This window comes from Salmonella sp. SJTUF15591 (genome assembly GCF_043356435.1).
Taxonomy (GTDB): Bacteria; Pseudomonadota; Gammaproteobacteria; order Enterobacterales; family Enterobacteriaceae; genus Salmonella; species Salmonella enterica.
In genome coordinates, this window is record NZ_JBEUJO010000006.1 from 192823 (window position 1) to 216177 (window position 23355).

Consider the following 23355-nt stretch of genomic DNA (forward strand, 5'->3'; position numbering starts at 1 on the left):
GCGAGGCTTTTTTTATTACACTGCCTGAAACGATTTTGCCCCATTATCCCCGGACATCATGTATTTTACTGTCTTTCCACATTGATGAAACGCATGGTAAACCCGGTAGCCGGACAGATAAATTTCAGGAGCCTCTATGAATCCTAATTTGTTACGCGTAACACAGCGCATTGTCGAACGCTCGCAGCAGACCCGAAAAGCCTATCTTGCCCGCATTGAGCAGGCGAAAACCGCCACGGTCCACCGCTCTCAACTGGCCTGCGGCAACCTGGCGCATGGCTTCGCCGCCTGTCAGCCAGAGGACAAAGCCTCGCTGAAAAGTATGTTGCGCAATAATATCGCCATTATTACCTCCTACAATGACATGCTCTCTGCGCATCAACCGTATGAACATTATCCGCAGATTATTCGTCAGGCCCTGCATTCCGTGAATGCGGTAGGTCAGGTCGCAGGCGGCGTACCGGCAATGTGCGATGGCGTTACACAAGGGCAGGATGGCATGGAGTTGTCATTACTCAGCCGCGAAGTGATAGCGATGTCGGCAGCAGTAGGCCTCTCTCACAATATGTTTGACGGCGCGTTATTCCTCGGCGTATGCGACAAAATCGTTCCGGGGCTGGCGATGGCCGCGCTCTCTTTTGGTCATTTACCCGCGATTTTTGTTCCGTCAGGCCCGATGGCGAGCGGCCTGCCGAATAAAGAAAAAGTCCGTATTCGTCAGCTATATGCGGAAGGAAAAGTAGACAGAATGGCGCTGCTGGAGTCAGAAGCCGCCTCTTACCATGCGCCGGGCACCTGTACATTTTACGGCACCGCCAACACCAACCAGATGGTGGTGGAGTTTATGGGAATGCAGTTGCCGGGTTCTTCGTTTGTGCATCCGGATGCGCCGCTGCGCGAGGCATTGACTGCCGCTGCCGCACGTCAGGTAACACGTCTTACCGGCAACGGCAATACGTGGATGCCGCTCGGTAAAATGATCGACGAAAAAGTCGTGGTGAACGGCATTGTCGCGCTGCTGGCTACCGGCGGTTCCACCAACCACACCATGCATCTGGTTGCAATGGCGCGCGCGGCGGGCATTCTGATCAACTGGGATGACTTCTCGGATTTGTCGGAAGTGGTTCCGTTGATGGCGCGTCTGTACCCGAACGGTCCGGCGGACATTAACCACTTCCAGGCGGCGGGCGGCGTACCGGTATTGATGCGTGAGCTGCTCAATGCCGGATTGCTGCACGAAGACGTTAATACTGTCGCAGGCTTCGGCCTGAAACGCTATACGCTGGAGCCCTGGCTCAACAACGGCGAGCTGGACTGGCGTGAAGGCGCGGAAAGGTCACTGGATAACGATGTCATTGCCTCTTTTGATAAGCCGTTCTCTCCTCACGGCGGTACTAAGGTGCTAAGCGGTAATCTGGGGCGCGCAGTAATGAAGACGTCTGCGGTACCGGTTGAAAACCAGATCATTGAAGCGCCTGCCATGGTATTTGAAAGTCAGCATGATGTGCTGCCTGCGTTTGACGCGGGCCTGCTTGACCGGGATTGTGTCGTTGTCGTGCGTCATCAGGGACCAAAAGCGAATGGAATGCCAGAATTACATAAACTCATGCCGCCACTTGGTGTATTATTGGACCGCCGTTTCAAAATCGCGTTAGTTACTGATGGACGACTTTCAGGCGCTTCGGGTAAAGTGCCTTCAGCTATCCACGTAACGCCGGAAGCCTACGATGGCGGCTTACTGGCAAAAGTGCGCGATGGCGACATCATTCGCGTGAATGGGCAGACAGGTGAGTTAACTCTGCTGGTCGACGAGGCGGAACTTGCCGCTCGTCAGCCTCATATTCCGGCCCTGAGCGCGTCGCGCGTCGGAACGGGGCGTGAGTTGTTTGGCGCGCTGCGCGAAAAGCTGTCGGGTGCGGAGCAGGGCGCAACCTGTATCACTTTTTAAGATGACACACTAGTAATCAGGCGAGAGAAGAATTCCGATGAAAAACTGGAAAACAAGTGCAGAAGCAATCCTGACCACCGGCCCGGTTGTCCCGGTCATTGTAGTCAATAAACTGGAGCACGCGGTGCCGATGGCTAAAGCGCTGGTGGCCGGGGGCGTTCGCGTTCTGGAAGTGACTTTACGTACGGCCTGCGCGATGGATGCTATTCGCGCTATCGCTAAAGAAGTACCGGAAGCGATTGTCGGCGCCGGAACCGTTCTCAATCCGCAGCAGTTGGCGGAGGTGACGGAAGCGGGCGCGCAGTTTGCGATTAGCCCGGGACTGACTGAGCCACTGCTGAAAGCCGCGACGGCAGGCACTATCCCATTGATTCCCGGTATTAGCACCGTTTCTGAACTGATGTTGGGCATGGACTATGGTCTGAAAGAGTTCAAATTCTTCCCGGCGGAAGCGAATGGCGGCACTAAAGCGTTGCAGGCGATTGCCGGTCCGTTCTCTCAGGTACGTTTCTGCCCAACCGGCGGCATCTCTCCGGCAAACTATCGTGACTATCTGGCGCTGAAAAGCGTGTTGTGCATCGGCGGTTCCTGGCTGGTGCCGGCTGACGCGCTGGAAGCGGGTGATTACGATCGCATCACCAAACTGGCGCGCGAAGCGGTAGAAGGCGCGAAGCAGTAAGCCGTTAAATGCCCGATGGCGCTTGCTTATCGGGCTTACGAGTGGCGATCTGGCAGGCCTGATAAAAATGCGCTAACGTCGCCATCAGGCGATGACGCATTAGCCTTTTACCGTCACGCGGCTGGCGGCCTTTTTCGCTCTTATCACCGCTTCTTCAACGTTTTCACCTGTCGCTAACGCTACACCAAGACGACGGGTGCCGTCGATCTCAGGCTTACCAAACAGCCGTACCTGTACTCCGGCTCCTACCGCCGCGTGTACATTATCAAACGTCACATTTCGACTGGTAAGCTGCGGCAGAATCACGGCCGAGGCAGCGGGACCATACTGGCGAATAGCGCCTACGGGCATTCCCAGAAAGGCGCGCACATGCAGCGCAAACTCAGAGAGATCCTGAGAAATCAACGTGACCATTCCGGTATCGTGCGGGCGAGGGGAGACTTCGCTGAAAATGACTTCATCGCCACAGACGAAGAGTTCAACGCCGAACAGTCCATGACCGCCTAACGCCAGTACCACATGGCGGGCAATCTCTTGCGCCCGCTTCAGCGCCAGTTCGCTCATTTGCTGTGGCTGCCAGGATTCGCGATAGTCGCCATCTTGCTGACGATGACCGACCGGCGCGCAGAAATGCACACCATCGACGGCGCTAACGGTGAGCAGCGTAATTTCAAAATCAAATTTAACCACGCCTTCCACAATCACGCGACCCGCGCCAGCGCGTCCGCCCTGTTGAGCATACTCCCATGCCTGCGCGAGCTGTTCGGCCGAGCGGATAAAGCTCTGGCCTTTGCCGGAAGAGCTCATGACCGGTTTGACGATGCAAGGAAAACCCACTGCGGCTACCGCATCATGAAAACTGGCCTCACTGTCGGCAAAGCGATACGTCGATGTCGGCAGACCTAATTCTTCTGCGGCCAGGCGACGGATCCCTTCGCGGTTCATCGTGAGCTGCGTTGCACGGGCGCAAGGCACGACATTCAGTCCTTCGCCCTCCAGCTCGCGCAGCGTATCCGTGGCGATCGCTTCTATTTCCGGCACGATATAATGCGGTTTTTCCTCTGTTATCACATGACGTAGCGCCTCGCCGTCCAGCATATTAATGACGTGTGAACGGTGAGCCACATGCATGGCGGGCGCATCAGGATAGCGATCGACGGCGATAACCTCGATCCCCAGGCGTTGGCATTCAATCGCCACCTCTTTTCCCAATTCTCCTGCCCCTAATAACATCACCCGCGTTGCTGCCGGACGCAGCGCAGTGCCTAATAGCGTCATATTTCTGTCCCCTTATTTACCTGCGCGCAGTATATACGAAAACGTTTGCGTATGTCTTTTCGAATAGATTGCTTTTCTTGCCACCTTGCAATATACTGTATATAAACACAGGTAAATAAGGGGCTGCAAAATGGCGGTTGAAGTTAAATACGTAGTCATTCGCGAGGGTGAGGAGAAGATGTCATTTACCAGTAAAAAGGAAGCCGACGCCTGGGACAAAATGCTCGATACTGCCGATCTTCTTGATACCTGGCTTGAGCAGTCGCCAGTCGTGCTGGAAGATGGGCAGCGCGAGGCGTTGTCGCTGTGGCTGGCGGAACATAAAGAGGTGCTAAGCACTATCCTCAAAACCGGTAAGTTGCCTTCTCCGCAGGCGGTTGAAAAGGACGCCGCGAGTAAAACGAAAAAGCAAGCCGCCTGAACCCACACTTGCGCTCCCGGCGTTTTGTACCATGCTTTTCCTGAATCATTGTGCTAAGGAGAAAAGTATGAATAAAAGAGGAGCGTTGTTGAGCCTGCTGTTGTTATCCGCCAGCGTATCGGCATTTGCGGCATCCACCGAGAGTAAATCGGTTAAGTTTCCGCAGTGCGAAGGGCTGGATGCCGCCGGGATTGCGGCAAGCGTGAAGCGCGACTACCAGCAAAATCGTATCGTGCGGTGGGCAGACGACCAAAAAAAGGTCGGGCAGGCTGACCCGGTCGCGTGGGTTAATGTGCAGGACGTTGTAGGTCAAAATGATAAATGGACAGTTCCGCTAACCGTTCGCGGTAAAAGTGCCGATATTCATTATCAGGTTATCGTTGATTGCAAAGCCGGCAAGGCGGAATATAAGCCCCGCTAGCAGCGTAATTTGCGCTTCTTTTGCCGGAACAGACAATTCCTGACATCCCCTCAGGTACGCTTGACCATTATTGGTCTGTATTTGAGGGGTACTATGGCTAACTGGTTGAACCAATTACAATCACTTCTTGGGCAAAAAGGCGCTTCCGCATCGCCTTCCGGTGAACAGGGGTTAAATAAACTGCTGGTTCCCGGCGCGCTGGGCGGTCTGGCTGGACTGTTGGTCGCCAATAAGTCTTCGCGCAAATTATTAACCAAATACGGTACTGGCGCTTTGCTGGTGGGCGGCGGCGCGGTGGCGGGTTCCGTATTGTGGAATAAGTACAAAGATAAAGTACGCGCCGCGCATCAGGGGGAGCCGCAATTCGGCAGCCAAAGTACGCCGCTGGATGTTCGCACTGAGCGACTGATCCTGGCGCTGGTTTTTGCTGCAAAAAGCGATGGGCATATTGATGCCAAAGAACGCGCGGCGATTGAGCACCAACTGCGAGAGTCAGGTGTTGAAGAGCAAGGGCGTGTGTTTATCGAGAAAGCTATTGAGCAGCCGCTTGATCCACAACGTCTGGCACAGGGCGTTCGTAATGAAGAAGAAGCCCTGGAAATCTACTTCCTGAGCTGCGCCGCCATTGATATTGACCACTTTATGGAACGTAGCTATCTGAATGCGTTAGGAGACGCACTAAAAATTCCTCAGGAGGTTCGGGACGGTATCGAGCAGGACTTGCAGCAGCAAAAACAGGCGCTACCAGGCTGATAACCTGCCATTAAGTAACATGTTTCGCTTGCATCATGCGTGTCTTTTGCCACCCTTATAGGATGGATAGTTTACGTCATTCATGTTGCAGGATAGCGGCGAAGCAGTGACATCTCAGGCGCTTACCGAGGTGAGCGACCGGGACTACCATGCTACGCCGCTGTGTTTGCCGCGTGATATATAACAAATATTAACGCAAAAGAAAAAACGACATGTTGCCAAAAGCCAATCGAATTCCCTATGCCATGACCGTACATGGCGATACGCGCATTGATAATTATTACTGGCTGCGAGATGACACTCGCTCGCAGCCGGAAGTCCTTGATTACCTGCATCAGGAAAATGAGTATGGCCGGAAGGTCATGTCCTCTCAGCAGGCGTTACAGGACCGCATTCTAAAAGAAATTATCGATCGTATCCCGCCCAGAGAAGTTTCCGCTCCGTATGTGAAAAATGGCTATCGCTACCGTTATATCTATGAACCCGGCTGCGAATATGCCATCTATCAACGACAATCGGCGTTAAGCGAAGAGTGGGATGTGTGGGAAACCTTGCTCGATGCGAACCAGCGGGCCGCGCACAGCGAATTTTATACGCTCGGCGGACTTGCCATTACGCCGGATAATACCATCATGGCGCTGGCAGAAGATTATTTATCCCGTCGTCAGTATGGGTTGCGTTTTCGTAACCTCGAAAGCGGTAACTGGTATCCGGAACTGCTGGATAACGTTGCGCCTGAATTTGTCTGGGCCAATGATTCCCTGACCCTTTACTATGTGCGTAAGCATAAGAAGACGCTGCTGCCCTATCAGGTTTGGCGGCACACGATTGGCACTCCGTCATCGCAAGATGAACTGGTATATGAAGAGAAAGACGACACCTTTTATGTCAGCCTGCATAAAACCACTTCGCAGCATTATGTGGTAATTCATCTTGCCAGCGCCACCACTAGCGAAGTGCTATTACTTGACGCGGAACTGGCCGATGCCGAGCCGTTTTCATTCTTACCGCGCCGCAAAGACCACGAATATAGTCTCGATCACTATCAACATAAGTTTTACCTGCGTTCTAACCGGAACGGTAAAAACTTTGGGTTGTACCGTACCCGCGTGCGCAATGAAAACGCCTGGGAAGAGCTGATCCCTCCGCGCGAGCATATTATGCTGGAAGGGTTTACCCTGTTTACCGACTGGTTAGTGGTCGAAGAGCGTCAACGGGGGCTTACCAGCCTGCGGCAAATTAACCGTAAAACCCGTGAAGTGATAGGCATCGCCTTTGACGATCCGGCTTACGTGACTTGGCTTGCCTATAATCCCGAACCTGAGACCTCCCGGCTGCGTTACGGCTATTCTTCAATGACGACGCCAGATACCTTGTTTGAACTGGATATGGATACCGGAGAGCGACGGGTACTTAAACAGACGGAAGTGCCTGGGTTTGATTCTGGCTGTTATCAGAGCGAACACCTGTGGATCACCGCACGCGACGGTGTCGAAGTGCCGGTATCGCTGGTTTATCATCAGAAGTATTTTCGTAAAGGGCAAAATCCGCTTCTGGTTTACGGCTACGGATCTTACGGTTCCAGTATTGACGCCGACTTCAGCAGCAGCCGACTGAGCTTGCTGGATCGTGGTTTTGTTTACGCAATCGTACACGTTCGCGGCGGCGGTGAGCTGGGGCAGCAGTGGTATGAAGATGGTAAATTCCTCAAAAAGCGGAATACTTTTAATGACTATCTTGATGCCTGCGATGCCTTATTAAAACTGGGTTACGGTTCGCCGTCGCTGTGTTATGGGATGGGCGGGAGTGCGGGCGGAATGCTAATGGGCGTCGCTATCAACGAACGCCCCGAGCTTTTCCACGGCGTTATTGCCCAGGTACCCTTTGTTGATGTATTAACCACGATGCTGGATGAGTCGATCCCACTAACGACAGGAGAGTTTGAAGAGTGGGGGAACCCGCAGGATATTAAGTATTATGACTATATGAAAAGCTATAGTCCTTATGACAATGTCAAAGCGCAGGACTATCCGCACCTGCTGGTGACGACAGGATTGCACGATTCCCAGGTGCAATACTGGGAGCCGGCGAAGTGGGTGGCAAAATTACGCGAGCTAAAAACGGACCAACGTCTGCTGCTGTTATGTACGGATATGGACTCCGGGCACGGTGGTAAGTCGGGGCGGTTTAAATCCTACGAAGGCGTCGCGCTGGAGTTCGCCTTTTTAATCGGCCTGGCGCAGGGAACCTTACATAGCGCATAGATGCGCGCCCGCAACGGCTTGTGAGCGTCGCGGGTTATTGTGGTGTTCCATTGCTGCGTTGCTCGCCAGCCTGAACATCTTCCAGGTAGTGTTTAAGCGTCAGGCGAAGTTCCGGGCTCATATTATCAAGGTTATTAAAAAGCCAGCGTAAATAGCCCGGATCGCGTTTTGCGACTTCAGATACCGCCTTACCGCGGTATTTACCGAACGGGAAAGTGGTTAACAGCGCAGGACGGCCCGTGATATTGACCATTTCTTCCGCGGTCCAGCCGGTGGTTCGCATAATATCAATCAGCAAGGCGGCGGTGATATAGCAATCATAAAGCGCCCGGTGATGATGCAGCCCCGGCGGCGTTTGTACGCTTAGTTTGCGCGATTTATAGAGCGCCATATTGCTGTATTTTATTCCCGGCCACAGGCGTCGCGACAACTTCATGGTACAGATCCACTCACCCGGCAATTCAGGTAATACGCGTCTGTCGAAACTGGCATTGTGAGCGACATACCACTCACTACCGTAATAAAGCGGTATGACATCTTCAATCCACGGCTTATCGGCGACCATGGCTTCGGTAATACGGTGTATCGCCATCGCCTGCGGCGTAATAGGGCGATCGGGGCGTATCAGGTGACTCATGGGATTGACAATGTTGCCATCAATGACATCAACAGAGGCTATCTCTACGATCCCGCCCTGCAGCCCGCAGGTTTCCGTGTCTATAATCCGCAACATGATTCATTCCTCACCGAAAGACCTTAGCGTAATGGAATGATATCGCCTTGCCAACCCTCCGTTGTGCGCAGGCCCGTCAGTAATAGCGAACCGCAATCGGCACGAACAATAAGTTGCCCGCTTTCATCCCACAGCGCGCTACTGCCACAGGCATTGGCCATCAGTACGGCCAGCGCATATTTATGCGAAAAACGTTGTAAGCGTGAGGTAGAAGCATGGAGCTCAGGTTCGTTAAGACATTGACTGGTTGTGAATAACGTAAATGAGGGATCTATATCACCACCTTCTGGCTGCTCATCCACCACGTTGATAGCGCTTCGCTGCCTGGCAATACAGGCGCCATGACTTTTGTGAAACATGAGCGGCGACGTTAGCCATGGGGCAAAAATAGCGATGCCTTTTACGAAGCGGCAGTTATGCTCAACAGGCATACCCACAATGATAGTCATATGGTGGGTATCGGCCGCATGAGTGAGCGGCTGTAAAAGCGCCTCGTCAGGCGGGGCGGGCAACGATTTATTTCTTTCGTCGCAGCCTAATAGCGACAGCGACGGAAAGACCAGCAGTTCGCACTGTTGACGAGCCGCAAGCTCAATATATTCCAGATGATGGGCGACATGCTCCGCCGGCGAGGCGTTCAAGGGCGCATACTGCGCAGCAGCAATTTTCCAGGAGGACATAATGACTTCCTTTTCATAGTCTCTACAGCCATTCTAAAAAGCATAGGTTAAGAATCGCCTTATAATGTAGTCGTCTGCATGTAAGGAAGTGTAACGTTATATAATTTTTATTTAACTTTGGGTTCGTAAGGGAGTCGGGATAGTGATACGGAAGCCAGACGATGGGCAATCAGCCGCTCACGAAACCAGGCGCGTAGATGCTCTGGCTGCTCACGTTCGACCGCCTCCGCGACAACTGGCATATTGTAGCGCTCTTTAAATGCCACCCCGGCTGCCGCCAGGTCCACATTGACTTTATCCATTTCCGCTTGTTCAAGCTGAGCCAGATTCGTTTTCATACGCGTCTCCTTTTTTGTTGCCGCCAGAAGGTACTAAGAGTCCGCGGTAATGGCAAGATGGAAATGATGATCCTCGACTCATTGATTGTTGAAGGTTATTCTTTGTAACGTAGGTATAACAAAAAGGAATAGTGAATATGGCTTCTTCTGCACCATCGCGACGTTTAGCTTTACTGCTGCTGGCATCGACATTTGCGACGCCAGCGGCCTGGGCACATGCGCACCTGACGCATCAGTATCCAGCGGCGAATGCTGCCGTTACGGCCTCGCCACAGGCGCTGACCCTGAACTTTTCTGAAGGGATTGAGCCAGGGTTCAGCGGCGCAACCATTACTGGCCCTCAGCAAGAGCTCATCAAAACGCGCCCGGCAAAGCGAAATGAACAGGATAAAACGCAGTTGATTATCCCGCTTGAGCAGCCGTTAAAATCTGGCGCTTACACGGTAGACTGGCACGTTGTGTCGGTGGATGGACATAAAACAAAAGGGAAATACACCTTCAGCGTGAAATAAATGATGCTGACATTCGTCTGGATAACTCTCCGATTTATTCATTTTGCTAGTTTGATGTTGGTCTACGGCTGCGCGCTTTACGGCGCCTGGCTGGCACCCGCATCAATTCGTCGTTTAATGACGCGTCGATTTTTACATCTGCAACGACATGCTGCCGCCTGGAGCGTTATCAGCGCGGCTTTTATGCTGGCGATTCAGGGCGGACTGATGGGCGGCGGCTGGCCCGATGTTTTTTCCGTCTCGGTGTGGGGCGCGGTATTGCAAACCCGCTTTGGCGCGGTCTGGATATGGCAAATTATCCTCGCGCTGGTCACGCTGGCGGTGGTAGTCATTGCGCCGGTAAAAATGCAACGACGGCTTCTTATTCTCACCGTTGCTCAGTTTATCCTGCTGGCAGGCGTTGGACATGCGACGATGCGCGACGGTGTAGCGGGAACATTACAGCAGATTAACCATGCTCTGCATTTACTCTGTGCCGCAGCCTGGTTTGGTGGGCTGTTGCCAGTGGTTTATTGTATGCGCATGGCTCAGGGACGCTGGCGTCAACATGCCATTAGCGCCATGATGCGTTTTTCTCGTTATGGTCACTTTTTTGTGGCGGGCGTACTGCTCACAGGCATTGGCAACACGCTATTTATCACGGGATTTACCGCTATCTGGCAGACCACCTATGGACAGTTGCTTTTGTTAAAATGTGCGCTGGTGGTGCTTATGGTAGCAATTGCGCTGACGAATCGGTATGTTCTCGTACCACGTATGCGACAGGAAAATCCCCGGACTGACCTATGGTTTGTCAGGATGACGCAAATTGAATGGGGAGTTGGAGGCATAGTTCTGGCGATCGTCAGCCTGTTTGCAACCCTCGAACCTTTCTGATGGACTGGCATAACGAATGAAAAAAATACTCCTTCCGGCGCTTCTGCTGGCCACTTCGGGCGTAGCGTTGGCGGCGCCGCAGGTGATTACCGTAAGTCGTTTTGAAGTAGGAAAAGACAAGTGGGCGTTTAATCGGGAAGAGGTCATGTTGACCTGTCGGCCTGGCCAGGCGCTCTATGTGATCAACCCCAGTACGCTGGTGCAGTATCCCTTGAATGCCATTGCCGAACAGCAAGTAGCGGAGGGTAAAACGCGCGCTCAGCCTATTGCCGTCATTCAAATCGATAACCCGGCGAAGCCCGGTGAGAAAATGAGTCTGGCGCCGTTTATCGAACGTGCGCAAAAGCTTTGTGATCCATCCAATAGCTGACTGATTTTTAATAAAAAACCGTAAACCTTCACGAAAAGGCTTACGGTTTTTTTATCTCTGATGACAGACAAAACGCCAGGTTTTTTCAATCACCTTCGTCACAAACTGGAAAACCTGGCGTCGTCATCTATTCTTAAAGGGCAAGGCGATTTAGCCTGCATTAATGCCAACTTTTAGCGCACGGCTCTCTCCCAAGAGCCATTTCCCTGGACCGAATACAGGAATCGTATTCGGTCTCTTTTTATTTTCCTTACAAATCAAACAATTAAAAACGCTTGTCCGAAAATGTCCGAAATTTGTCCGAATTTCTGTATTCCGGTCTTTTTGGTTATATCACAATCAAATTAAATTTAACATTTATTTCACAAGGAAAATTGGAGTATTAGAGCATCATATAAGCTTTATCATCACGCTCATCGAGATAGAGTTTCGTGGTGTTCGCTGATGTGTGGCCCAGGAGTTTTTGGGCGAACACCTCGCCGTGCTCGTTTTTGTACAGCCGCCCGGCCAGACTTCGGATCTCGTGAAATGTCGGTGGATTATTGCTGAAGTTAACACCGGAGGCTTTTCTTGCTTTTACAAATGTCTTTGTCAATCCATCCGGATGAATATTCCCGGTCGGGCTATTTTTCCTGATTCCTGCACTGATCATGAAATCGGTTCTGCTTACCAGCCGGCAGCGATCGATAACCGTTCCCGGACGTAACCCTGGCGCCTCAAGGGTCAGGGATCTGCCTGCCAAAATTGAACGCCCGGGCGCTGATGCCGGATGATCTGGTCATCGTAGAAAGCGCCCCTGAAAAAATCGACACCTTTAGCTGCAAAATGACAGTCCCGCCATCCGGTCATCATAACGGATTTTTCTTCTGCACCTACTGAAGCCCGCCATGGCAGGACGACCATGAATCCGTCGATAACCTTATTGTGAAATTAAGACCAGGGAAAGAGGATGTCCGCCAGCAGACATTATGTGTAAATTTATAAAGTTTTTTTTATTATGCCCTTGCATGTTGGACGCGGATGTCTTCCCGCCACAATTACTAATCTTCGTATTAACTGTATAGCCCAATCTGCAACCCCGCCTGAAATGAGCTTATGGGAAAAAATTAAGGAGTTTTTCTGCTCAACGCACCAGACTGAAGCGCAGGAATGTATCTGGACGATTTGCCACCCTTCGGTCGGAACGACGCGGGAGGATGTAGTCAGCAGATTTGAACAGCTCAGGATGCTCGTGTATGCCGGATACGAGGAAAGCATTCACTCCGGCCGCCACGGGGAAAGCCACTTCTGTATCCTGGATGCAGACAACCAGGAGATATTGTCGGTCACCCTTGATGACGCCGGGAACTATACCGTGAATTGCCAGGGGCACAATGAAACATATCGCTTCACCATGGACATAGAACAGGGAGAGGAATGTACAGAACATGCGGAAGGGGCATCCGGGACACTCCAGGTATCCCCCCTTCCGGCTCCGGCGGCTCCACAGACACCAGCAGAGTATGATGCTGTCTGGTCAGAATGGAAGGGGGCTGCGCCAGCAGAAGAGTTACGCGGTCGTGCTGCGACGGTACAGAGAATATGTACCTGCCTGAATAACGGCAGTCGAGAGCTTAATGTGGGAGAGTCAGGCCTTACCGCCTTACCAGACTGTTTACCAGCGCATATAACAACATTGGTTATTCCTCATAATAATTATCTGACCAGCCTGCCGACGCTGCCGTCAGGACTGGAGGTGCTTACTGTCGAAGATAACCAACTGACCAGCCTGCCGCCGTTGCCGTCAGGACTGGAGGTGCTTACTGTCGAAGATAACCAACTGACCAGCCTGCCGCCATTGCCGGCAGGACTGGTGGTGCTGACGGTATCAGGTAACCAACTGACCAGTCTGCCGCCGTTGTCGGCAGGACTACAGACGCTGTCGGTAGCAGGTAACCAACTGACCAGCCTGCCGCCGTTGCCGGCAGGACTACAGATGCTGTCGGTAGCACGTAACCAACTGACCAGCCTGCCGCCGTTGCCGGCAGGACTACAGATGCTGTCGGTAGCAGGTAATCAACTGACCCGCCTGCCGCCGTTGCCGGCAGGACTACGGAGGCTGTTAGTAGCAGGTAACCAACTGACAAGCCTGCCGCCGTTGCCGGCAGGACTACAGGTGCTGTCGGTATCAGATAATCAACTGACCAGCCTGCCGCTGTTGCCGGCAGGACTGGAGTTGCTGACGCTCGATCGCAATCCACAACTGGCCCGCCTGCCGCCGTTGCCGGAAGGACTGCAGACGCTGTCGGTTGATGCTAACCCACAGTTGACCCGCCTGCCGGCGCTGCCGTCAGGCCTACAACGGTTGTATGCCCGCAATAACCAACTGACCCGCCTGCCGGAAAGCATCACGGGTCTGTCTTCAGAGGCAAGCGTAAATCTGGAAGGCAATCCTCTGTCTGAACGCACTCTGCAGGCGCTGCGGGAGATCACCAGCGCGCCAGGCTATTCAGGCCCCAGGATACTATTCGATATGGCGGGAGCCTCAGCCCCCCGGGAAGCCCGGGCACTGCACCTGGCGGCCGCTGGCTGGCTGGTGCCTGCCCGGGAGGGCGAACCGGCTCCTGCAGACAGATGGCATATGTTCGGACAGGAAGATAACGCTGCTGCCTTCAGCCTCTTCCTGGACAGACTGAGTGAGACGGAAAACTTCATGAAGGACGCGGGGTTTAAGGCACAGATATCGTCCTGGCTGGTACAACTGGCTGAAGATGAGGCGCTGAGAGCAAAAACCTTTGCCATGGCAACAGAGGCAACAGCAAGCTGCCAGGATCGGGTCACACTTGCTCTGCACCAGATGAAGAACGTACAACTGGTACATGATGCAGAAAAAGGGCAATACGATAACAATCTCGCGGCGCTGGTTGCCACGGGGCGTGAGATGTTCCGTCTGGAAAAACTGGAACAGATTGCCCGGGAAAAGGCCGGAATGCTGGCCTTGGCCGATGATGTTGAAGTCTATCTGGCGTATCAGAATAAGCTGAAGAAAGCACTCGGGCTGACCAGCGTGACGGCAGAAATGCGTTTCTTTGGCGTATCCGGCGTGACGGTTTCAGACCTTCAGGCTGCGGAGCTTCAGGTGAAAGCCGCTGAAAAAAGCGAGCTCAGGGAGTGGATACTGCAGTGGGGGCCGTTACACAGCGTGCTGGAGCGCAAAGCGCCGGAACGCGTTAACGCGCTTCGTGAAAAGCAAATATCGGATTATGAGGAAACGTACCGGATGCTGTCTGACACAGAGCTGAGACCGTTTGGGCTTGTCGGTAATACCGATGCAGAGCGCACTATCGGAGCAAGAGCGATGGAGAGCGCGAAAAAGACATTTTTGGATGGCCTGCGACCTCTTGTGGAGGAGATGCTGGGTAGCTATCTAGCGCCTTAACTGAACATGATATTCACCGCGCCAGGCGAATGGGGGACGTTGTACTTCGCCGGGCAGGGGATGCCGCAACAGTGGGCTATGAAGCGAGAAATGCTTTCGCCTCGGTACACCACCCGCTATGAAGACCTGCTTCGTCCTGATGTTCAGGACATCCTGATTGCCTGTGTGGATGGTCTGAAGGGCTTCCCGGGTGCGATAAACAGCGTCTTCCCGCAGACCCATATCCAGCTGTGCATCATTCATATGGTGCGTAACAGCCTGAAATACGTGTCCTGGAAAGACTACAAAGCCGCCACCAGCGGCCTCAGGCCCGGCCGAAGATGCGGTACTGATGGCGATGGATGCGTTCGCGAAAGTCCGGGACGATAAATATCCGCAAATCAGCAAAAGCTGGCGTGCGCACCGGGAAAACCTCAATACGCTCTTCAGTTATCCGCCGGATATCCGCAAGGCCATCTATACGACAAACGCAATCGAATCCCTGAACTGCGTGATCCGTGCCGCGATTAAGAAACGCAAGGTGTTCCCGACGGATGACTCAGTACGAAAAGTTATTTATCTGGCAATCAAGTATGCGTCGAAAAAATGGAGTAGGCCGATCCAGAACTGGCGGCTGGCGATGAGCCGTTTTATTATCGAATTCGGTGACCGCCTGAACGATCACCTTTAATAACTGGGCAGTTACACAGAATTACTGACAGGCTCATTCTTTTGTGTTGCACCTCTCTGTTTCTATTGTTTTAGATAGCCATAAGAGCTCCGTTGCTGAAAGTTTTAGTCGTGGGGTTCTTTCTTCTGCACCGGGTGGGCGCATTTCATAACTGCAGGACCATCTGCTGAATACTGTATAGCTCTGTATATCGCATGTTGTTGAGGTCAGTGTGCAATTCCTCGGTACTGGCTTGTTCTGTATAGGTCCGGAGATTTCTGGGTAGTGTCCTTTTGGGCCTGAACATATGTGTTTGATTGAAAATGGCATCGTGTTTTATCCTTTACGCTGTGAAATGTTGTTTTGTGCTCTTCTGTTGTGATTGGTGATGTGACGGGATCGTCCATGCACCCTTCCTTTTATTGACGGCGTATCAGTCCATTGATGCCATGCTTGCTTAATTTGTCCAGCATCAGCAAGCCGTCGTTTTCTTTCTGCTGCAATTCAAGCAACTTAAAGCGTCTTTCGTTAAGTAAAGGTTTAATAACTCCGCGCTTGCGAACCACTTTTTTGATAACGTCTTTTCGAAGTATAAACGGCAGAAGTGATTTTCATAATTCGCCTACACTTTTCACCCAGCGCTGGCAAATTTTCAACGCTGAAAGGCTGGGGAGAAGGGCGTCCAGTTGCTGAACGGAGAGCGTACCAAACGCCCTGATTCCACGCGTTATCAAACTTCATACCGTGGTTATCATCCAGACAAGGCGCTTGAGGTTGCTCAGGTCTTTTGGGGAAAAAGGTTCGGTGGTGGGTACTGGATATCCTGGATCGGGAAGTGGGTTCCACTGGTGCCAAATACAGGGGGCTGGTAAACCGGGTGGATACCTCAAATCCTGACAGGCCAGAGCATCAGCCTGATAAAATCGTATTACTGATTTCTAACCAGTGGCACATTAATTGTACCAGCTCAGACTCCAACTGACAGTTTGCTTTAAGCGAGTAGCGGACGTGACCTGTCCCGCAGGAGTAAAAATAAACTTTCTATTGATACATTTAATTAACTTATTTATAACGTTATATTCCAAATGCAAACTTGTTCAATTGGATATGTATGGACATTCAAATTACACATCAAGTTACTGAATTTGATAAAGAAGAACTATTAGCCGGATTAAGAAGCTACAATGCTCAGTTCGTCGATTTTAGTAAAAATGGGCAGCTTGGGGTCTACTGCAGAAACGAAAGCGGCGAAATGGTAGGCGGATTAATTGCTGACAGAAAAGGTCCGTGGCTCTGCATCGACTATCTTTGGGTAAGTGAATCTGCAAGGAGCTGCGGTCTGGGGAGCAAACTTATGGAGATGGCCGAAAAAGAAGGTTTGCGCAAAGGCTGTGTTCATGGACTTGTAGATACCTTTAGCTTCCAGGCTCTCCCTTTTTATGAAAAACAGGGTTATATACTTCAAATGTCGCTACCGGACTTTCCTAAAGTAGGTTCGCAAAGGCATTATTTAATTAAGCCTGATTTATAGCTTTGCTGCATTTGAATACCCCTAGCCTTATGAAAGCTGCAATCAGGTAGCTTTAAAATATATCGTATTGTTGGCCTGTACACACCATGTTCAGCGTCCGCTTCTGGCACAGGGCGGACAGTCAGATTAGGTTTGGCGCTGTGCCATAGATATGTCAGCTCACATTTGAGCTAATACCCCCTGGCACGGCTAGAGGTACTCAGACAGCCGCTTGTAGGCGGCATGGTACGGATACAAAAACATATAGCGCTGTTATATAAACTGTAAACTGGGCTGTGCGTATAATACGAATCTTTCACTCAGAGAAACCTGCTGACAGCGTTAGTACTCCATTAATTAATTTTATACTAAATCTCTGTGGTATGGCGCAGGCGTTTAGAAGACAGGTCAATTGCGATCTGCTGGCTGGGATTTCGTCGCGCCACTCAAAAATGCGCAGAGTTTTTCACCCGCCGTCAATGGCTCAATGGGCGTTTTTCCGAGGGCGGTCTCAGTCATGACGATGGCAGGACCAATAAGCATGGACCATACTTCGCTCGCGCCTTGCTCAAGCGATGTGAAGGCAAGGAACAGTGTTTTATCTGAAGGAAAGCGGTGCTGAGTATTAAAAAGTTTCAGCCAGGCGCGGGACTGCCGGTCGGCCTGTGCTGATCGCGTGCCGAAGCGGAGTACTCTTTTTAGTATGGCGATACCCACAATGCCTGGCCCCAGAATAAAGGGACTCCCGACGTTTATGGTGACGCCGACCCCGAGAAAAACGAGGGCGAATGACAGCACGTTATCTACTCTTCTGGTAAGAGTACTGTATAGCTTTTCCAGAGAGTACCGGTAAAGAATTTGATAACTGATTTCATCCTTGCTCATACATCTCCAGATGGTTTTTCGATTACGCTCCGGTATGTTCCCGGAATCCTGACAGATTCTGCAATTATGCCACACTTCCTGGAGGGTATTAATTAGATAGAATATAAATAGCAGGCAAATATTTTGAGCTTTTAGTCGATATCGCTTTGAATATCATTTCTCCTGCATCAGGAGATGCTGTTGTCGAGCATCGTGTCAAACGTTGCTGCGTCGGTCGGACTGCACAGGGTAACTCTCGCAGTCAGACTCTCATTATGGTCTCTAAATGGATAACCCGCAGTCGCAACACGCCGGATGTCACGACTGACGCTATTATTACCCTGGCTTGTTAAAGCGGCATGACCACATTTTCTATATATAATAATTGGTTGTCTTTCGACCAGTATTGTCGAGTTTTTTGGTTTAATTCCACAATCCATTTAAAAACGCCTGCTGTTGCCAGATCGGTACAGTATTTTTCATAGGAATGCTCCCCCGAAAAGTGTTTGGCTGAAGTCAATTTTATTAATTGCGTATTCGGTGTTGAATTGACTTTAATCAGCTTTCTATTGCTTTTAATAGAAATGAAGTGGCCTGCATGAGTGATAATTTTCACATTACCGGTAGCAACAAAATAGATGTAATAAGCGATATTATTATATTCCAGATCGATTAGAAATGCGTTGAAATTTGCATCCTTTCTGACGCGCTCGAAAAAGTGGTTAAGCATAAGCTGCAATTCCATTTGTTAACCTATTGTAAGTTATAATGTTATATGTTGTGTTAGAGTATTGTTACTTAAAAGCAGCCATACAAAGATGTTACCTAAAAGCAATAATAATCACCTGGTATCATATAGTTTACGTTATGATTGGAATAGTGTCGCAATTGTTACTGATTATTTCTCGTAGCGCGTTTTTTTGACCACTAATAGATGAGTCAATCCATTTTATTTGTAGTTTTTCTGAACGCCATGAAAAGTCATAATATATAAAAATCAGTTAATTAATTGATATTTAGATAAGGATTACAGTGGTGGAGAGGTTTGGCGTGGAGACTTTATAGGTTTTGAAAAAGCAGCTAACTCGCTGGCAGGATAACTGACAGTCAGCGTTTGAATGGGGGCAAAATCGTAACAACATCAGCATAAATAATAATATTCATGAATGTTTTGTGTGACGCAGCAGTTGAATTGAAGTGATGTTTTGCCTGTTCAGGATTGTCCCGATAAAAATGTTCCTCGATAAAAGTCGATCACCTTGTGCCGAAAAAAAACAGGCTAAGTGACAGAAGAACAAAATTCATCAGGAAAATAAAATTTATACAGATCAATGAGTAAAAATGGTTGTGGAGAAGGTGGCTATTTTTTGAAAGCAAGAAATATAAATAAAGTGTAGCTATGCATAGTTATCTAAAAGGAGAACTACCGTGACTAATATAACACTATCCACCCAGCACTACAGAATCCATAGAAGTGACGTTGAACCAGTAAAAGAAAAAACAACGGAAAAGGACATTTTTGCAAAAAGTATTACTGCCGTTAGAAATAGCTTTATCAGCCTGTCGACGAGTCTGTCAGATCGCTTTAGCCTGCATCTGCAAACAGACATACCGACTACCCATTTTCATCGTGGGAACGCCTCTGAGGGTAGGGCAGTATTAACCAGTAAAACTGTTAAAGATTTTATGCTGCAAAAGCTCAATAGCCTGGATATCAAAGGTAATGCGAGTAAAGATCCGGCCTATGCTCGTCAGACATGCGAAGCCATGTTATCAGCCGTGTACAGTAATAATAAAGATCACTGTTGTAAATTACTCATCAGTAAAGGGGTCAGTATTACCCCCTTTCTGAAAGAGATAGGAGAGGCTGCGCAGAATGCGGGGCTACCTGGGGAGATAAAAAACGGCGTATTTACTCCAGGTGGGGCAGGAGCGAATCCTTTTGTCGTCCCCCTCATTGCTGCAGCGAGCATTAAATATCCGCATATGTTTATAAATCATAATCAGCAGGTGTCTTTTAAAGCGTATGCTGAGAAAATCGTTATGAAAGAGGTTGCGCCGCTGTTTAATAAGGGGACGATGCCGACGCCACAACAATTTCAGTTAACTATAGAAAATATTGCGAATAAGCATCTTCAGAATGCCTCCTGAAGATAGCAAACACAATACTGCTATTAACCATATAAATTAATAGCAGATTTTCTGAAAGTATATATTCATTTTTATGGCGACGCTTTTAACAAAACGTCGCCATCTTTATTTTAATATAAAAATAAAATGGATACCCTTAAATCTTAAAATAATTGTTATTACCCTAAATACCTACATAACCAGACAGTTTTTTTTGTAACGCTGCGTGTTGTTAAGTCTATGATACCCGCGCACGGATGATGTCTCGATAAGGATTAATGGTCTGTTAACTGTCAGGAGAGGTTATGCCGCCTTTAAAAAAAATTATGCTGCTCCTGTTTGTGGGGGTGATGGTCGCCACGGTAACGACACCTGCATTGGCGCTGGTTTGCCTTGCAACTCACTCAGCTCAAGAGTGTGCTGAAGTCTGTGGTGTCGATATGTGGTTTATGTTTTTGGCATGCTTTTAAGGAGGAAGAATATTGAAGGTGAACAGGCGATAGTGAGTAGCTCGCTGCGCCAGGGGATAATACTCCCCTGGCGCAGCCAGTTATATTTTAGTGCGGTGATAACAAAGCATTTACTCACTACTGATGAAATTCGCTATTTACAACAGAGCACGTTTACTAAGCAAAAAAAATCTGCACACGCTATCTTTTTATATCTGTCCTGGGTAATGAACGACAGGAAAAACATGATGCGGCCTGAAGAGATTTATCAGCGAATAGAGGCAAAGAATTGGCGGCATGTCTGGGTGGTCGGCGATATTCACGGCTGTTTTTCAATGTTAATGAAAAGGTTACGTGAGTGTCGATTTGATCCGCAACAAGACTTGTTAGTTTCTGTGGGCGATCTCATTGATAGAGGCCCGGACAGCCTGGGTTGCCTGGCTTTACTGCGTGAGTCCTGGATGACGGCGGTTCGCGGCAATCATGAACAAATGGCGCTGGATGCGCGGGCCTCATCGCAGTCGACGCTGTGGTTGATGAATGGTGGCGACTGGTTTACCCGCCTGACGGCTGAACACGTTGCGCAAGCTGAAGCGCTTTTTATCCTTTGTCAGCGGCTGCCCTGGATACTGGAAGTTCGCTGCCGCCATAGCACGCATGTGATCGCTCATGCTGATTACCCCGCGTCAACCTATCAATGGCAAAAAAAGGTCGATTTACATCAGGTTCTCTGGAGCCGCGAACGACTCATAAATAAGCGCGGCGGGATTAGCGGTGCCGATCATTTTTGGTTTGGCCATACGCCGTTGCGTCGGCGCATGGATTTCGCCAACGTACACTATATTGATACGGGCGCGGTATTTGGCGGGCAATTGACGTTAGCGCGGATACAATAGCGGTATCAGCGACCAGGGTTAAAAATCGCTATATTGCTGCGCAGGTCGCCAGAAGCCGTCGATAAAATCCTCTACCGGAAAACAGCCGCCATGGCGAATCCGTTGATCGTCCATCGAATAAAGACACTGCTGCTCGGTATCGTAGATGTCCACGACAATATCCTCGCATCCTCCATCCAGGTAACATACAAAAAGTACCAGCGCGAACATTACATCCTCAATGTTAACTACTTTACACGATAGTGTAGGAGAGGTTAGCGCAGGGGGGAAATGAGAAAAGGAAGAATAAATAACCCGCCTGGCGACGGGTTCTTTTTGAGTCAGGCAAGACGCATGACCCAGGCATCAGATTTAGGATCGTAATGATTACGGAACAAAACGGAATGTTCCCCGTTGAGAATGGCGGGAACGCTGGTTTCGGCATCCCAGGCGTCCAGTTGCATACATAAATCCGGATCGGATTTACAGGGAATTGTTAACGTTCGCTCCCCCGGCGATTCGCCATGTAATTCGGCATCGTCGATTTCAAAAGCGCCAATGCGCACACTGGTTTTCATCATCGTGCTCTCCGTTAATACGCTAATTGTGGTACGACCAGTTTAGTCGTCCATTTTTCAGCGTAGTCAACGTACGCAAAAGCGCCAGTCAAAAAGTGCGGTTTTTTTGTGCGCCTTTTAACTATTACCAGTAAAGAGTTTGCCATCCCGCACCAGTTCACGCGGGTAACTGTTCTTTATTCTTGAGCCGATACGTTTTGCCAGACCAAGCGGCTGATGCTGGAACGTCACCAGGACATCATCAGCGGCAGGGGGTGTTTGCGGATAAATATCCCGACCGCGATACCACTCCTCCGCCTCTTGCGCAGAGAGTTCGAACGCGTGAGCATGAGTCGGGCAGGCAAGGGCTATCGTCGCCTCATGTTGCCAACGATAGCCTTTATTATGACTTTCGGCCAGCTTAATGCCGAGCCGGGAAAAACGGACTTTTCCGATCAGTGATTCAATCTCTGCCGGGAACAGCCAGACCTCTTTTTCACGCTGCCAAAGATGGAGATTTTCATCCCATAGCAGTCCGACGGCGTTGGCCGCCTGGCTAACGTGTAATGCTTCGCGGCCTTTGAGGGGGGTAAAAGGAAACGTCCCCACTTTATACCCCGGCGCGGGCATGGCTGGAAGGGATGACATTTTACGCAGACGTGCGACAAAGAATCCTTCGCAGTCGTAAATTTGCGGGAAGACGTGCAGGAAGCCTTCCGGGGTGAGGGCGCGGTCAGCGTCAGGAAACAGATCACCCAGCGGCAAAAATTCAACGGCGTCGGCGTAGGTCTCTTTCAGCCAGAGGCAGACCGCTTCGTTTTCCTGGCGATTTAACGTGCAGGTGGAGTAGACCAGCGTGCCGCCGGGTCGTAAAGCATGAAAAGCGCTGTCGAGCAGTTCCCGCTGTGTCGCCGCGATATCCAGATTGCTTTCTGGCGACCAGTTTTTTAGCGCATCAGGATCTTTACGTACTACGCCTTCGCCAGAGCAGGGCGCATCCAGCAGGATAGCGTCAAACATCTCCGGTAACGCAGCGCCAAATACGCGGCCATCGAAATGCGTCAGTGCGGTATTGGCGATTCCACATCGGCTGATATTAGCGTGCAGAACTTTGACGCGGCTGGCCGAAAATTCGTTGGCCAGAATGGCGCCGCGGTTCCCCATGCGGGCAGCGATCTGCGTGGTTTTGGAGCCAGGTGCTGCCGCCATATCCATGACCCGCTGCGGATGATTATCATCGGCGAACAGGGCCGCGACCGGCAGCATCGAACTGGCCTCCTGAATGTAAAACAGGCCGCTTAAATGCTCAGCGGTACTGCCAAGCGGCAATGCCTCTTCATCATCGCGCTCGATCCAGAATCCTTCATGACACCACGGAATTGGCGTGAGCGACCAGCCGTAGGGCGCGATTAGGGCAAGGAAATCAGCCACGGATATTTTAAGCGTATTGATGCGTATACTGCGGCGCAACGGGCGTTGGCAGGCCGAAATAAATTCATCAAAAGAGAGCGTGGAAGGCATTGCTTCACGCATTTGCGTCAGAAAAGCGTCAGGAAAATAGACAGCGTGTTGAGCCACAGGTGTATCGCCGGCAAAAAAACAGGCGCGCAGTGTAGCATAAAACGCTCCG

General features: G+C 50.5%; 24 protein-coding genes and 4 pseudogenes. 16 read left to right on the forward strand and 12 right to left on the reverse strand.

Annotation, left to right across the window (positions count from 1 at the left end; all coding sequences use genetic code 11):
* Positions 1-136: 136 nt before the first annotated feature.
* Both edd and kdgA read left to right on the forward strand, forming a co-directional pair.
* Positions 137-1948 (forward strand): phosphogluconate dehydratase, encoded by a 1812-nt coding sequence (gene edd / locus ABVM99_RS15730; protein WP_023195529.1) that lies wholly within the window; start codon positions 137-139, stop codon positions 1946-1948.
* Positions 1949-1985: 37 nt separating this feature from the next.
* The gene (gene kdgA, locus ABVM99_RS15735) at positions 1986-2627 is read left to right on the forward strand and encodes a bifunctional 4-hydroxy-2-oxoglutarate aldolase/2-dehydro-3-deoxy-phosphogluconate aldolase (RefSeq protein WP_000800497.1); all 642 of its coding nucleotides are present in this window, start codon (positions 1986-1988) and stop codon (positions 2625-2627) included.
* 99 nt (positions 2628-2726) lie between these two features.
* Here the strand turns inward: kdgA and purT are convergent, their stop codons facing one another.
* A complete protein-coding gene (gene purT / locus ABVM99_RS15740; protein ID WP_023195530.1) occupies positions 2727-3905 on the reverse strand; it encodes a formate-dependent phosphoribosylglycinamide formyltransferase in 1179 nt (392 codons plus the stop codon).
* A 130-nt stretch (positions 3906-4035) separates the two neighbouring features.
* Here purT and yebG point away from each other — a divergent pair, with 130 nt between their 5' ends.
* The 4 genes from yebG to ptrB all read left to right on the forward strand — a co-directional run bounded on the left by yebG (position 4036) and on the right by ptrB (position 7764).
* Complete coding sequence (gene yebG / locus ABVM99_RS15745; protein ID WP_000257723.1) at positions 4036-4326, forward strand: DNA damage-inducible protein YebG; 291 nt, start codon at positions 4036-4038, stop codon at positions 4324-4326.
* A gap of 67 nt (positions 4327-4393) precedes the next feature.
* Entirely contained in the window at positions 4394-4747 is a 354-nt protein-coding gene (gene yebF / locus ABVM99_RS15750) for a protein YebF (protein WP_001042123.1), read from the forward strand.
* Between the two features lie 93 nt (positions 4748-4840).
* A complete protein-coding gene (locus ABVM99_RS15755; RefSeq protein WP_000024707.1) occupies positions 4841-5500 on the forward strand; it encodes a tellurite resistance TerB family protein in 660 nt (219 codons plus the stop codon).
* A 212-nt stretch (positions 5501-5712) separates the two neighbouring features.
* On the forward strand, positions 5713-7764 hold the full coding sequence (ptrB, locus tag ABVM99_RS15760; RefSeq protein ID WP_000936991.1) for an oligopeptidase B: 2052 nt from the start codon (positions 5713-5715) through the stop codon (positions 7762-7764).
* A gap of 34 nt (positions 7765-7798) precedes the next feature.
* On the opposite strand, the gene exoX is transcribed toward ptrB, so the two are convergent.
* The 3 genes from exoX to ABVM99_RS15775 form a co-directional block, all read right to left on the reverse strand.
* The gene (exoX, locus tag ABVM99_RS15765) at positions 7799-8497 is read right to left on the reverse strand and encodes an exodeoxyribonuclease X (protein ID WP_000944282.1); all 699 of its coding nucleotides are present in this window, start codon (positions 8495-8497) and stop codon (positions 7799-7801) included.
* A gap of 23 nt (positions 8498-8520) precedes the next feature.
* On the reverse strand, positions 8521-9177 hold the full coding sequence (locus ABVM99_RS15770) for a carbon-nitrogen hydrolase family protein (protein ID WP_000100257.1): 657 nt from the start codon (positions 9175-9177) through the stop codon (positions 8521-8523).
* A 107-nt stretch (positions 9178-9284) separates the two neighbouring features.
* A complete protein-coding gene (locus tag ABVM99_RS15775) occupies positions 9285-9515 on the reverse strand; it encodes a DNA polymerase III subunit theta (RefSeq protein WP_000856224.1) in 231 nt (76 codons plus the stop codon).
* 137 nt (positions 9516-9652) lie between these two features.
* Here ABVM99_RS15775 and yobA point away from each other — a divergent pair, with 137 nt between their 5' ends.
* From yobA to ABVM99_RS15790, 3 genes are read left to right on the forward strand one after another with little or no spacing between them, the layout of a single operon-like run.
* On the forward strand, positions 9653-10027 hold the full coding sequence (gene yobA / locus ABVM99_RS15780) for a CopC domain-containing protein YobA (protein WP_000168393.1): 375 nt from the start codon (positions 9653-9655) through the stop codon (positions 10025-10027).
* Positions 10028-10903: a copper homeostasis membrane protein CopD gene (gene copD / locus ABVM99_RS15785; protein ID WP_017441953.1), complete on the forward strand. Its 876-nt coding sequence runs from the start codon at positions 10028-10030 to the stop codon at positions 10901-10903.
* 16 nt (positions 10904-10919) lie between these two features.
* A complete protein-coding gene (locus tag ABVM99_RS15790; protein WP_000722368.1) occupies positions 10920-11273 on the forward strand; it encodes a YebY family protein in 354 nt (117 codons plus the stop codon).
* A gap of 382 nt (positions 11274-11655) precedes the next feature.
* On the opposite strand, the pseudogene ABVM99_RS15795 reads toward ABVM99_RS15790, so the two are convergent.
* Positions 11656-12009 (reverse strand): annotated as a pseudogene (locus tag ABVM99_RS15795) (tyrosine-type recombinase/integrase); the annotation flags it as partial.
* Positions 12010-12270: 261 nt separating this feature from the next.
* On the opposite strand from ABVM99_RS15795, the gene sspH3 reads away from it, so the two are divergent.
* The 3 genes and pseudogenes from sspH3 to ABVM99_RS15810 form a co-directional block, all read left to right on the forward strand.
* Positions 12271-14691: a type III secretion system effector SspH3 gene (gene sspH3 / locus ABVM99_RS15800; protein WP_052938253.1), complete on the forward strand. Its 2421-nt coding sequence runs from the start codon at positions 12271-12273 to the stop codon at positions 14689-14691.
* A gap of 33 nt (positions 14692-14724) precedes the next feature.
* Positions 14725-14826, forward strand: a pseudogene (locus ABVM99_RS15805) (DUF4113 domain-containing protein); the annotation flags it as partial.
* A gap of 6 nt (positions 14827-14832) precedes the next feature.
* A pseudogene (locus tag ABVM99_RS15810) lies at positions 14833-15361 on the forward strand (transposase); the annotation flags it as partial.
* 145 nt (positions 15362-15506) lie between these two features.
* Here the strand turns inward: ABVM99_RS15810 and ABVM99_RS15815 are convergent.
* Positions 15507-15647 (reverse strand): hypothetical protein, encoded by a 141-nt coding sequence (locus ABVM99_RS15815; protein ID WP_031607419.1) that lies wholly within the window; start codon positions 15645-15647, stop codon positions 15507-15509.
* A 165-nt stretch (positions 15648-15812) separates the two neighbouring features.
* Positions 15813-16081, reverse strand: a pseudogene (locus tag ABVM99_RS15820) (hypothetical protein).
* A 370-nt stretch (positions 16082-16451) separates the two neighbouring features.
* Between ABVM99_RS15820 and ABVM99_RS15825 the strand changes: the two are divergent.
* The gene (locus ABVM99_RS15825) at positions 16452-16871 is read left to right on the forward strand and encodes a GNAT family N-acetyltransferase (protein ID WP_023205587.1); all 420 of its coding nucleotides are present in this window, start codon (positions 16452-16454) and stop codon (positions 16869-16871) included.
* A gap of 387 nt (positions 16872-17258) precedes the next feature.
* Here the strand turns inward: ABVM99_RS15825 and ABVM99_RS15830 are convergent, their stop codons facing one another.
* Together ABVM99_RS15830 and ABVM99_RS15835 are read right to left on the reverse strand one after the other, a co-directional pair.
* Positions 17259-17735: a hypothetical protein gene (locus tag ABVM99_RS15830; protein WP_023194965.1), complete on the reverse strand. Its 477-nt coding sequence runs from the start codon at positions 17733-17735 to the stop codon at positions 17259-17261.
* Positions 17736-18063: 328 nt separating this feature from the next.
* A complete protein-coding gene (locus ABVM99_RS15835) occupies positions 18064-18459 on the reverse strand; it encodes a DUF1398 domain-containing protein (protein ID WP_000422887.1) in 396 nt (131 codons plus the stop codon).
* A 683-nt stretch (positions 18460-19142) separates the two neighbouring features.
* On the opposite strand from ABVM99_RS15835, the gene sopE2 reads away from it, so the two are divergent.
* The 3 genes from sopE2 to pphA all read left to right on the forward strand — a co-directional run bounded on the left by sopE2 (position 19143) and on the right by pphA (position 21189).
* Entirely contained in the window at positions 19143-19865 is a 723-nt protein-coding gene (gene sopE2, locus ABVM99_RS15840; protein ID WP_001648994.1) for an SPI-1 type III secretion system guanine nucleotide exchange factor SopE2, read from the forward strand.
* Between the two features lie 284 nt (positions 19866-20149).
* Entirely contained in the window at positions 20150-20314 is a 165-nt protein-coding gene (locus ABVM99_RS15845; RefSeq protein ID WP_001134854.1) for a hypothetical protein, read from the forward strand.
* Positions 20315-20538: 224 nt separating this feature from the next.
* Entirely contained in the window at positions 20539-21189 is a 651-nt protein-coding gene (gene pphA / locus ABVM99_RS15850) for a protein-serine/threonine phosphatase (RefSeq protein ID WP_023194964.1), read from the forward strand.
* An 18-nt stretch (positions 21190-21207) separates the two neighbouring features.
* Here pphA and ABVM99_RS15855 read toward each other — a convergent pair whose 3' ends face one another.
* The 3 genes from ABVM99_RS15855 to rsmF all read right to left on the reverse strand — a co-directional run bounded on the left by ABVM99_RS15855 (position 21208) and on the right by rsmF (position 23303).
* On the reverse strand, positions 21208-21399 hold the full coding sequence (locus ABVM99_RS15855; RefSeq protein WP_000457838.1) for a YebW family protein: 192 nt from the start codon (positions 21397-21399) through the stop codon (positions 21208-21210).
* Between the two features lie 110 nt (positions 21400-21509).
* A complete protein-coding gene (locus tag ABVM99_RS15860; RefSeq protein ID WP_024131167.1) occupies positions 21510-21746 on the reverse strand; it encodes a YebV family protein in 237 nt (78 codons plus the stop codon).
* 117 nt (positions 21747-21863) lie between these two features.
* Positions 21864-23303, reverse strand: a complete 1440-nt coding sequence (gene rsmF / locus ABVM99_RS15865; protein WP_023194963.1) for a 16S rRNA (cytosine(1407)-C(5))-methyltransferase RsmF — start codon at positions 23301-23303, stop codon at positions 21864-21866.
* Between the last annotated feature and the right edge of the window lie 52 nt (positions 23304-23355).

Coding starts and splice junctions, on each gene's coding strand:
- edd (WP_023195529.1), top strand. CDS start 137: ATGAATCCTAATTTGTTACGCGTAACACAGCGCATTGTCGAACGCTCG.
- kdgA (WP_000800497.1), top strand. CDS start 1,986: ATGAAAAACTGGAAAACAAGTGCAGAAGCAATCCTGACCACCGGCCCG.
- purT (WP_023195530.1), bottom strand. CDS start 3,905: ATGACGCTATTAGGCACTGCGCTGCGTCCGGCAGCAACGCGGGTGATG.
- yebG (WP_000257723.1), top strand. CDS start 4,036: ATGGCGGTTGAAGTTAAATACGTAGTCATTCGCGAGGGTGAGGAGAAG.
- yebF (WP_001042123.1), top strand. CDS start 4,394: ATGAATAAAAGAGGAGCGTTGTTGAGCCTGCTGTTGTTATCCGCCAGC.
- ABVM99_RS15755 (WP_000024707.1), top strand. CDS start 4,841: ATGGCTAACTGGTTGAACCAATTACAATCACTTCTTGGGCAAAAAGGC.
- ptrB (WP_000936991.1), top strand. CDS start 5,713: ATGTTGCCAAAAGCCAATCGAATTCCCTATGCCATGACCGTACATGGC.
- exoX (WP_000944282.1), bottom strand. CDS start 8,497: ATGTTGCGGATTATAGACACGGAAACCTGCGGGCTGCAGGGCGGGATC.
- ABVM99_RS15770 (WP_000100257.1), bottom strand. CDS start 9,177: ATGTCCTCCTGGAAAATTGCTGCTGCGCAGTATGCGCCCTTGAACGCC.
- ABVM99_RS15775 (WP_000856224.1), bottom strand. CDS start 9,515: ATGAAAACGAATCTGGCTCAGCTTGAACAAGCGGAAATGGATAAAGTC.
- yobA (WP_000168393.1), top strand. CDS start 9,653: ATGGCTTCTTCTGCACCATCGCGACGTTTAGCTTTACTGCTGCTGGCA.
- copD (WP_017441953.1), top strand. CDS start 10,028: ATGATGCTGACATTCGTCTGGATAACTCTCCGATTTATTCATTTTGCT.
- ABVM99_RS15790 (WP_000722368.1), top strand. CDS start 10,920: ATGAAAAAAATACTCCTTCCGGCGCTTCTGCTGGCCACTTCGGGCGTA.
- sspH3 (WP_052938253.1), top strand. CDS start 12,271: ATGCCCTTGCATGTTGGACGCGGATGTCTTCCCGCCACAATTACTAAT.
- ABVM99_RS15815 (WP_031607419.1), bottom strand. CDS start 15,647: ATGTTCAGGCCCAAAAGGACACTACCCAGAAATCTCCGGACCTATACA.
- ABVM99_RS15825 (WP_023205587.1), top strand. CDS start 16,452: ATGGACATTCAAATTACACATCAAGTTACTGAATTTGATAAAGAAGAA.
- ABVM99_RS15830 (WP_023194965.1), bottom strand. CDS start 17,735: ATGAGCAAGGATGAAATCAGTTATCAAATTCTTTACCGGTACTCTCTG.
- ABVM99_RS15835 (WP_000422887.1), bottom strand. CDS start 18,459: ATGGAATTGCAGCTTATGCTTAACCACTTTTTCGAGCGCGTCAGAAAG.
- ABVM99_RS15845 (WP_001134854.1), top strand. CDS start 20,150: ATGCCGCCTTTAAAAAAAATTATGCTGCTCCTGTTTGTGGGGGTGATG.
- pphA (WP_023194964.1), top strand. CDS start 20,539: ATGATGCGGCCTGAAGAGATTTATCAGCGAATAGAGGCAAAGAATTGG.
- ABVM99_RS15855 (WP_000457838.1), bottom strand. CDS start 21,399: ATGTTCGCGCTGGTACTTTTTGTATGTTACCTGGATGGAGGATGCGAG.
- ABVM99_RS15860 (WP_024131167.1), bottom strand. CDS start 21,746: ATGAAAACCAGTGTGCGCATTGGCGCTTTTGAAATCGACGATGCCGAA.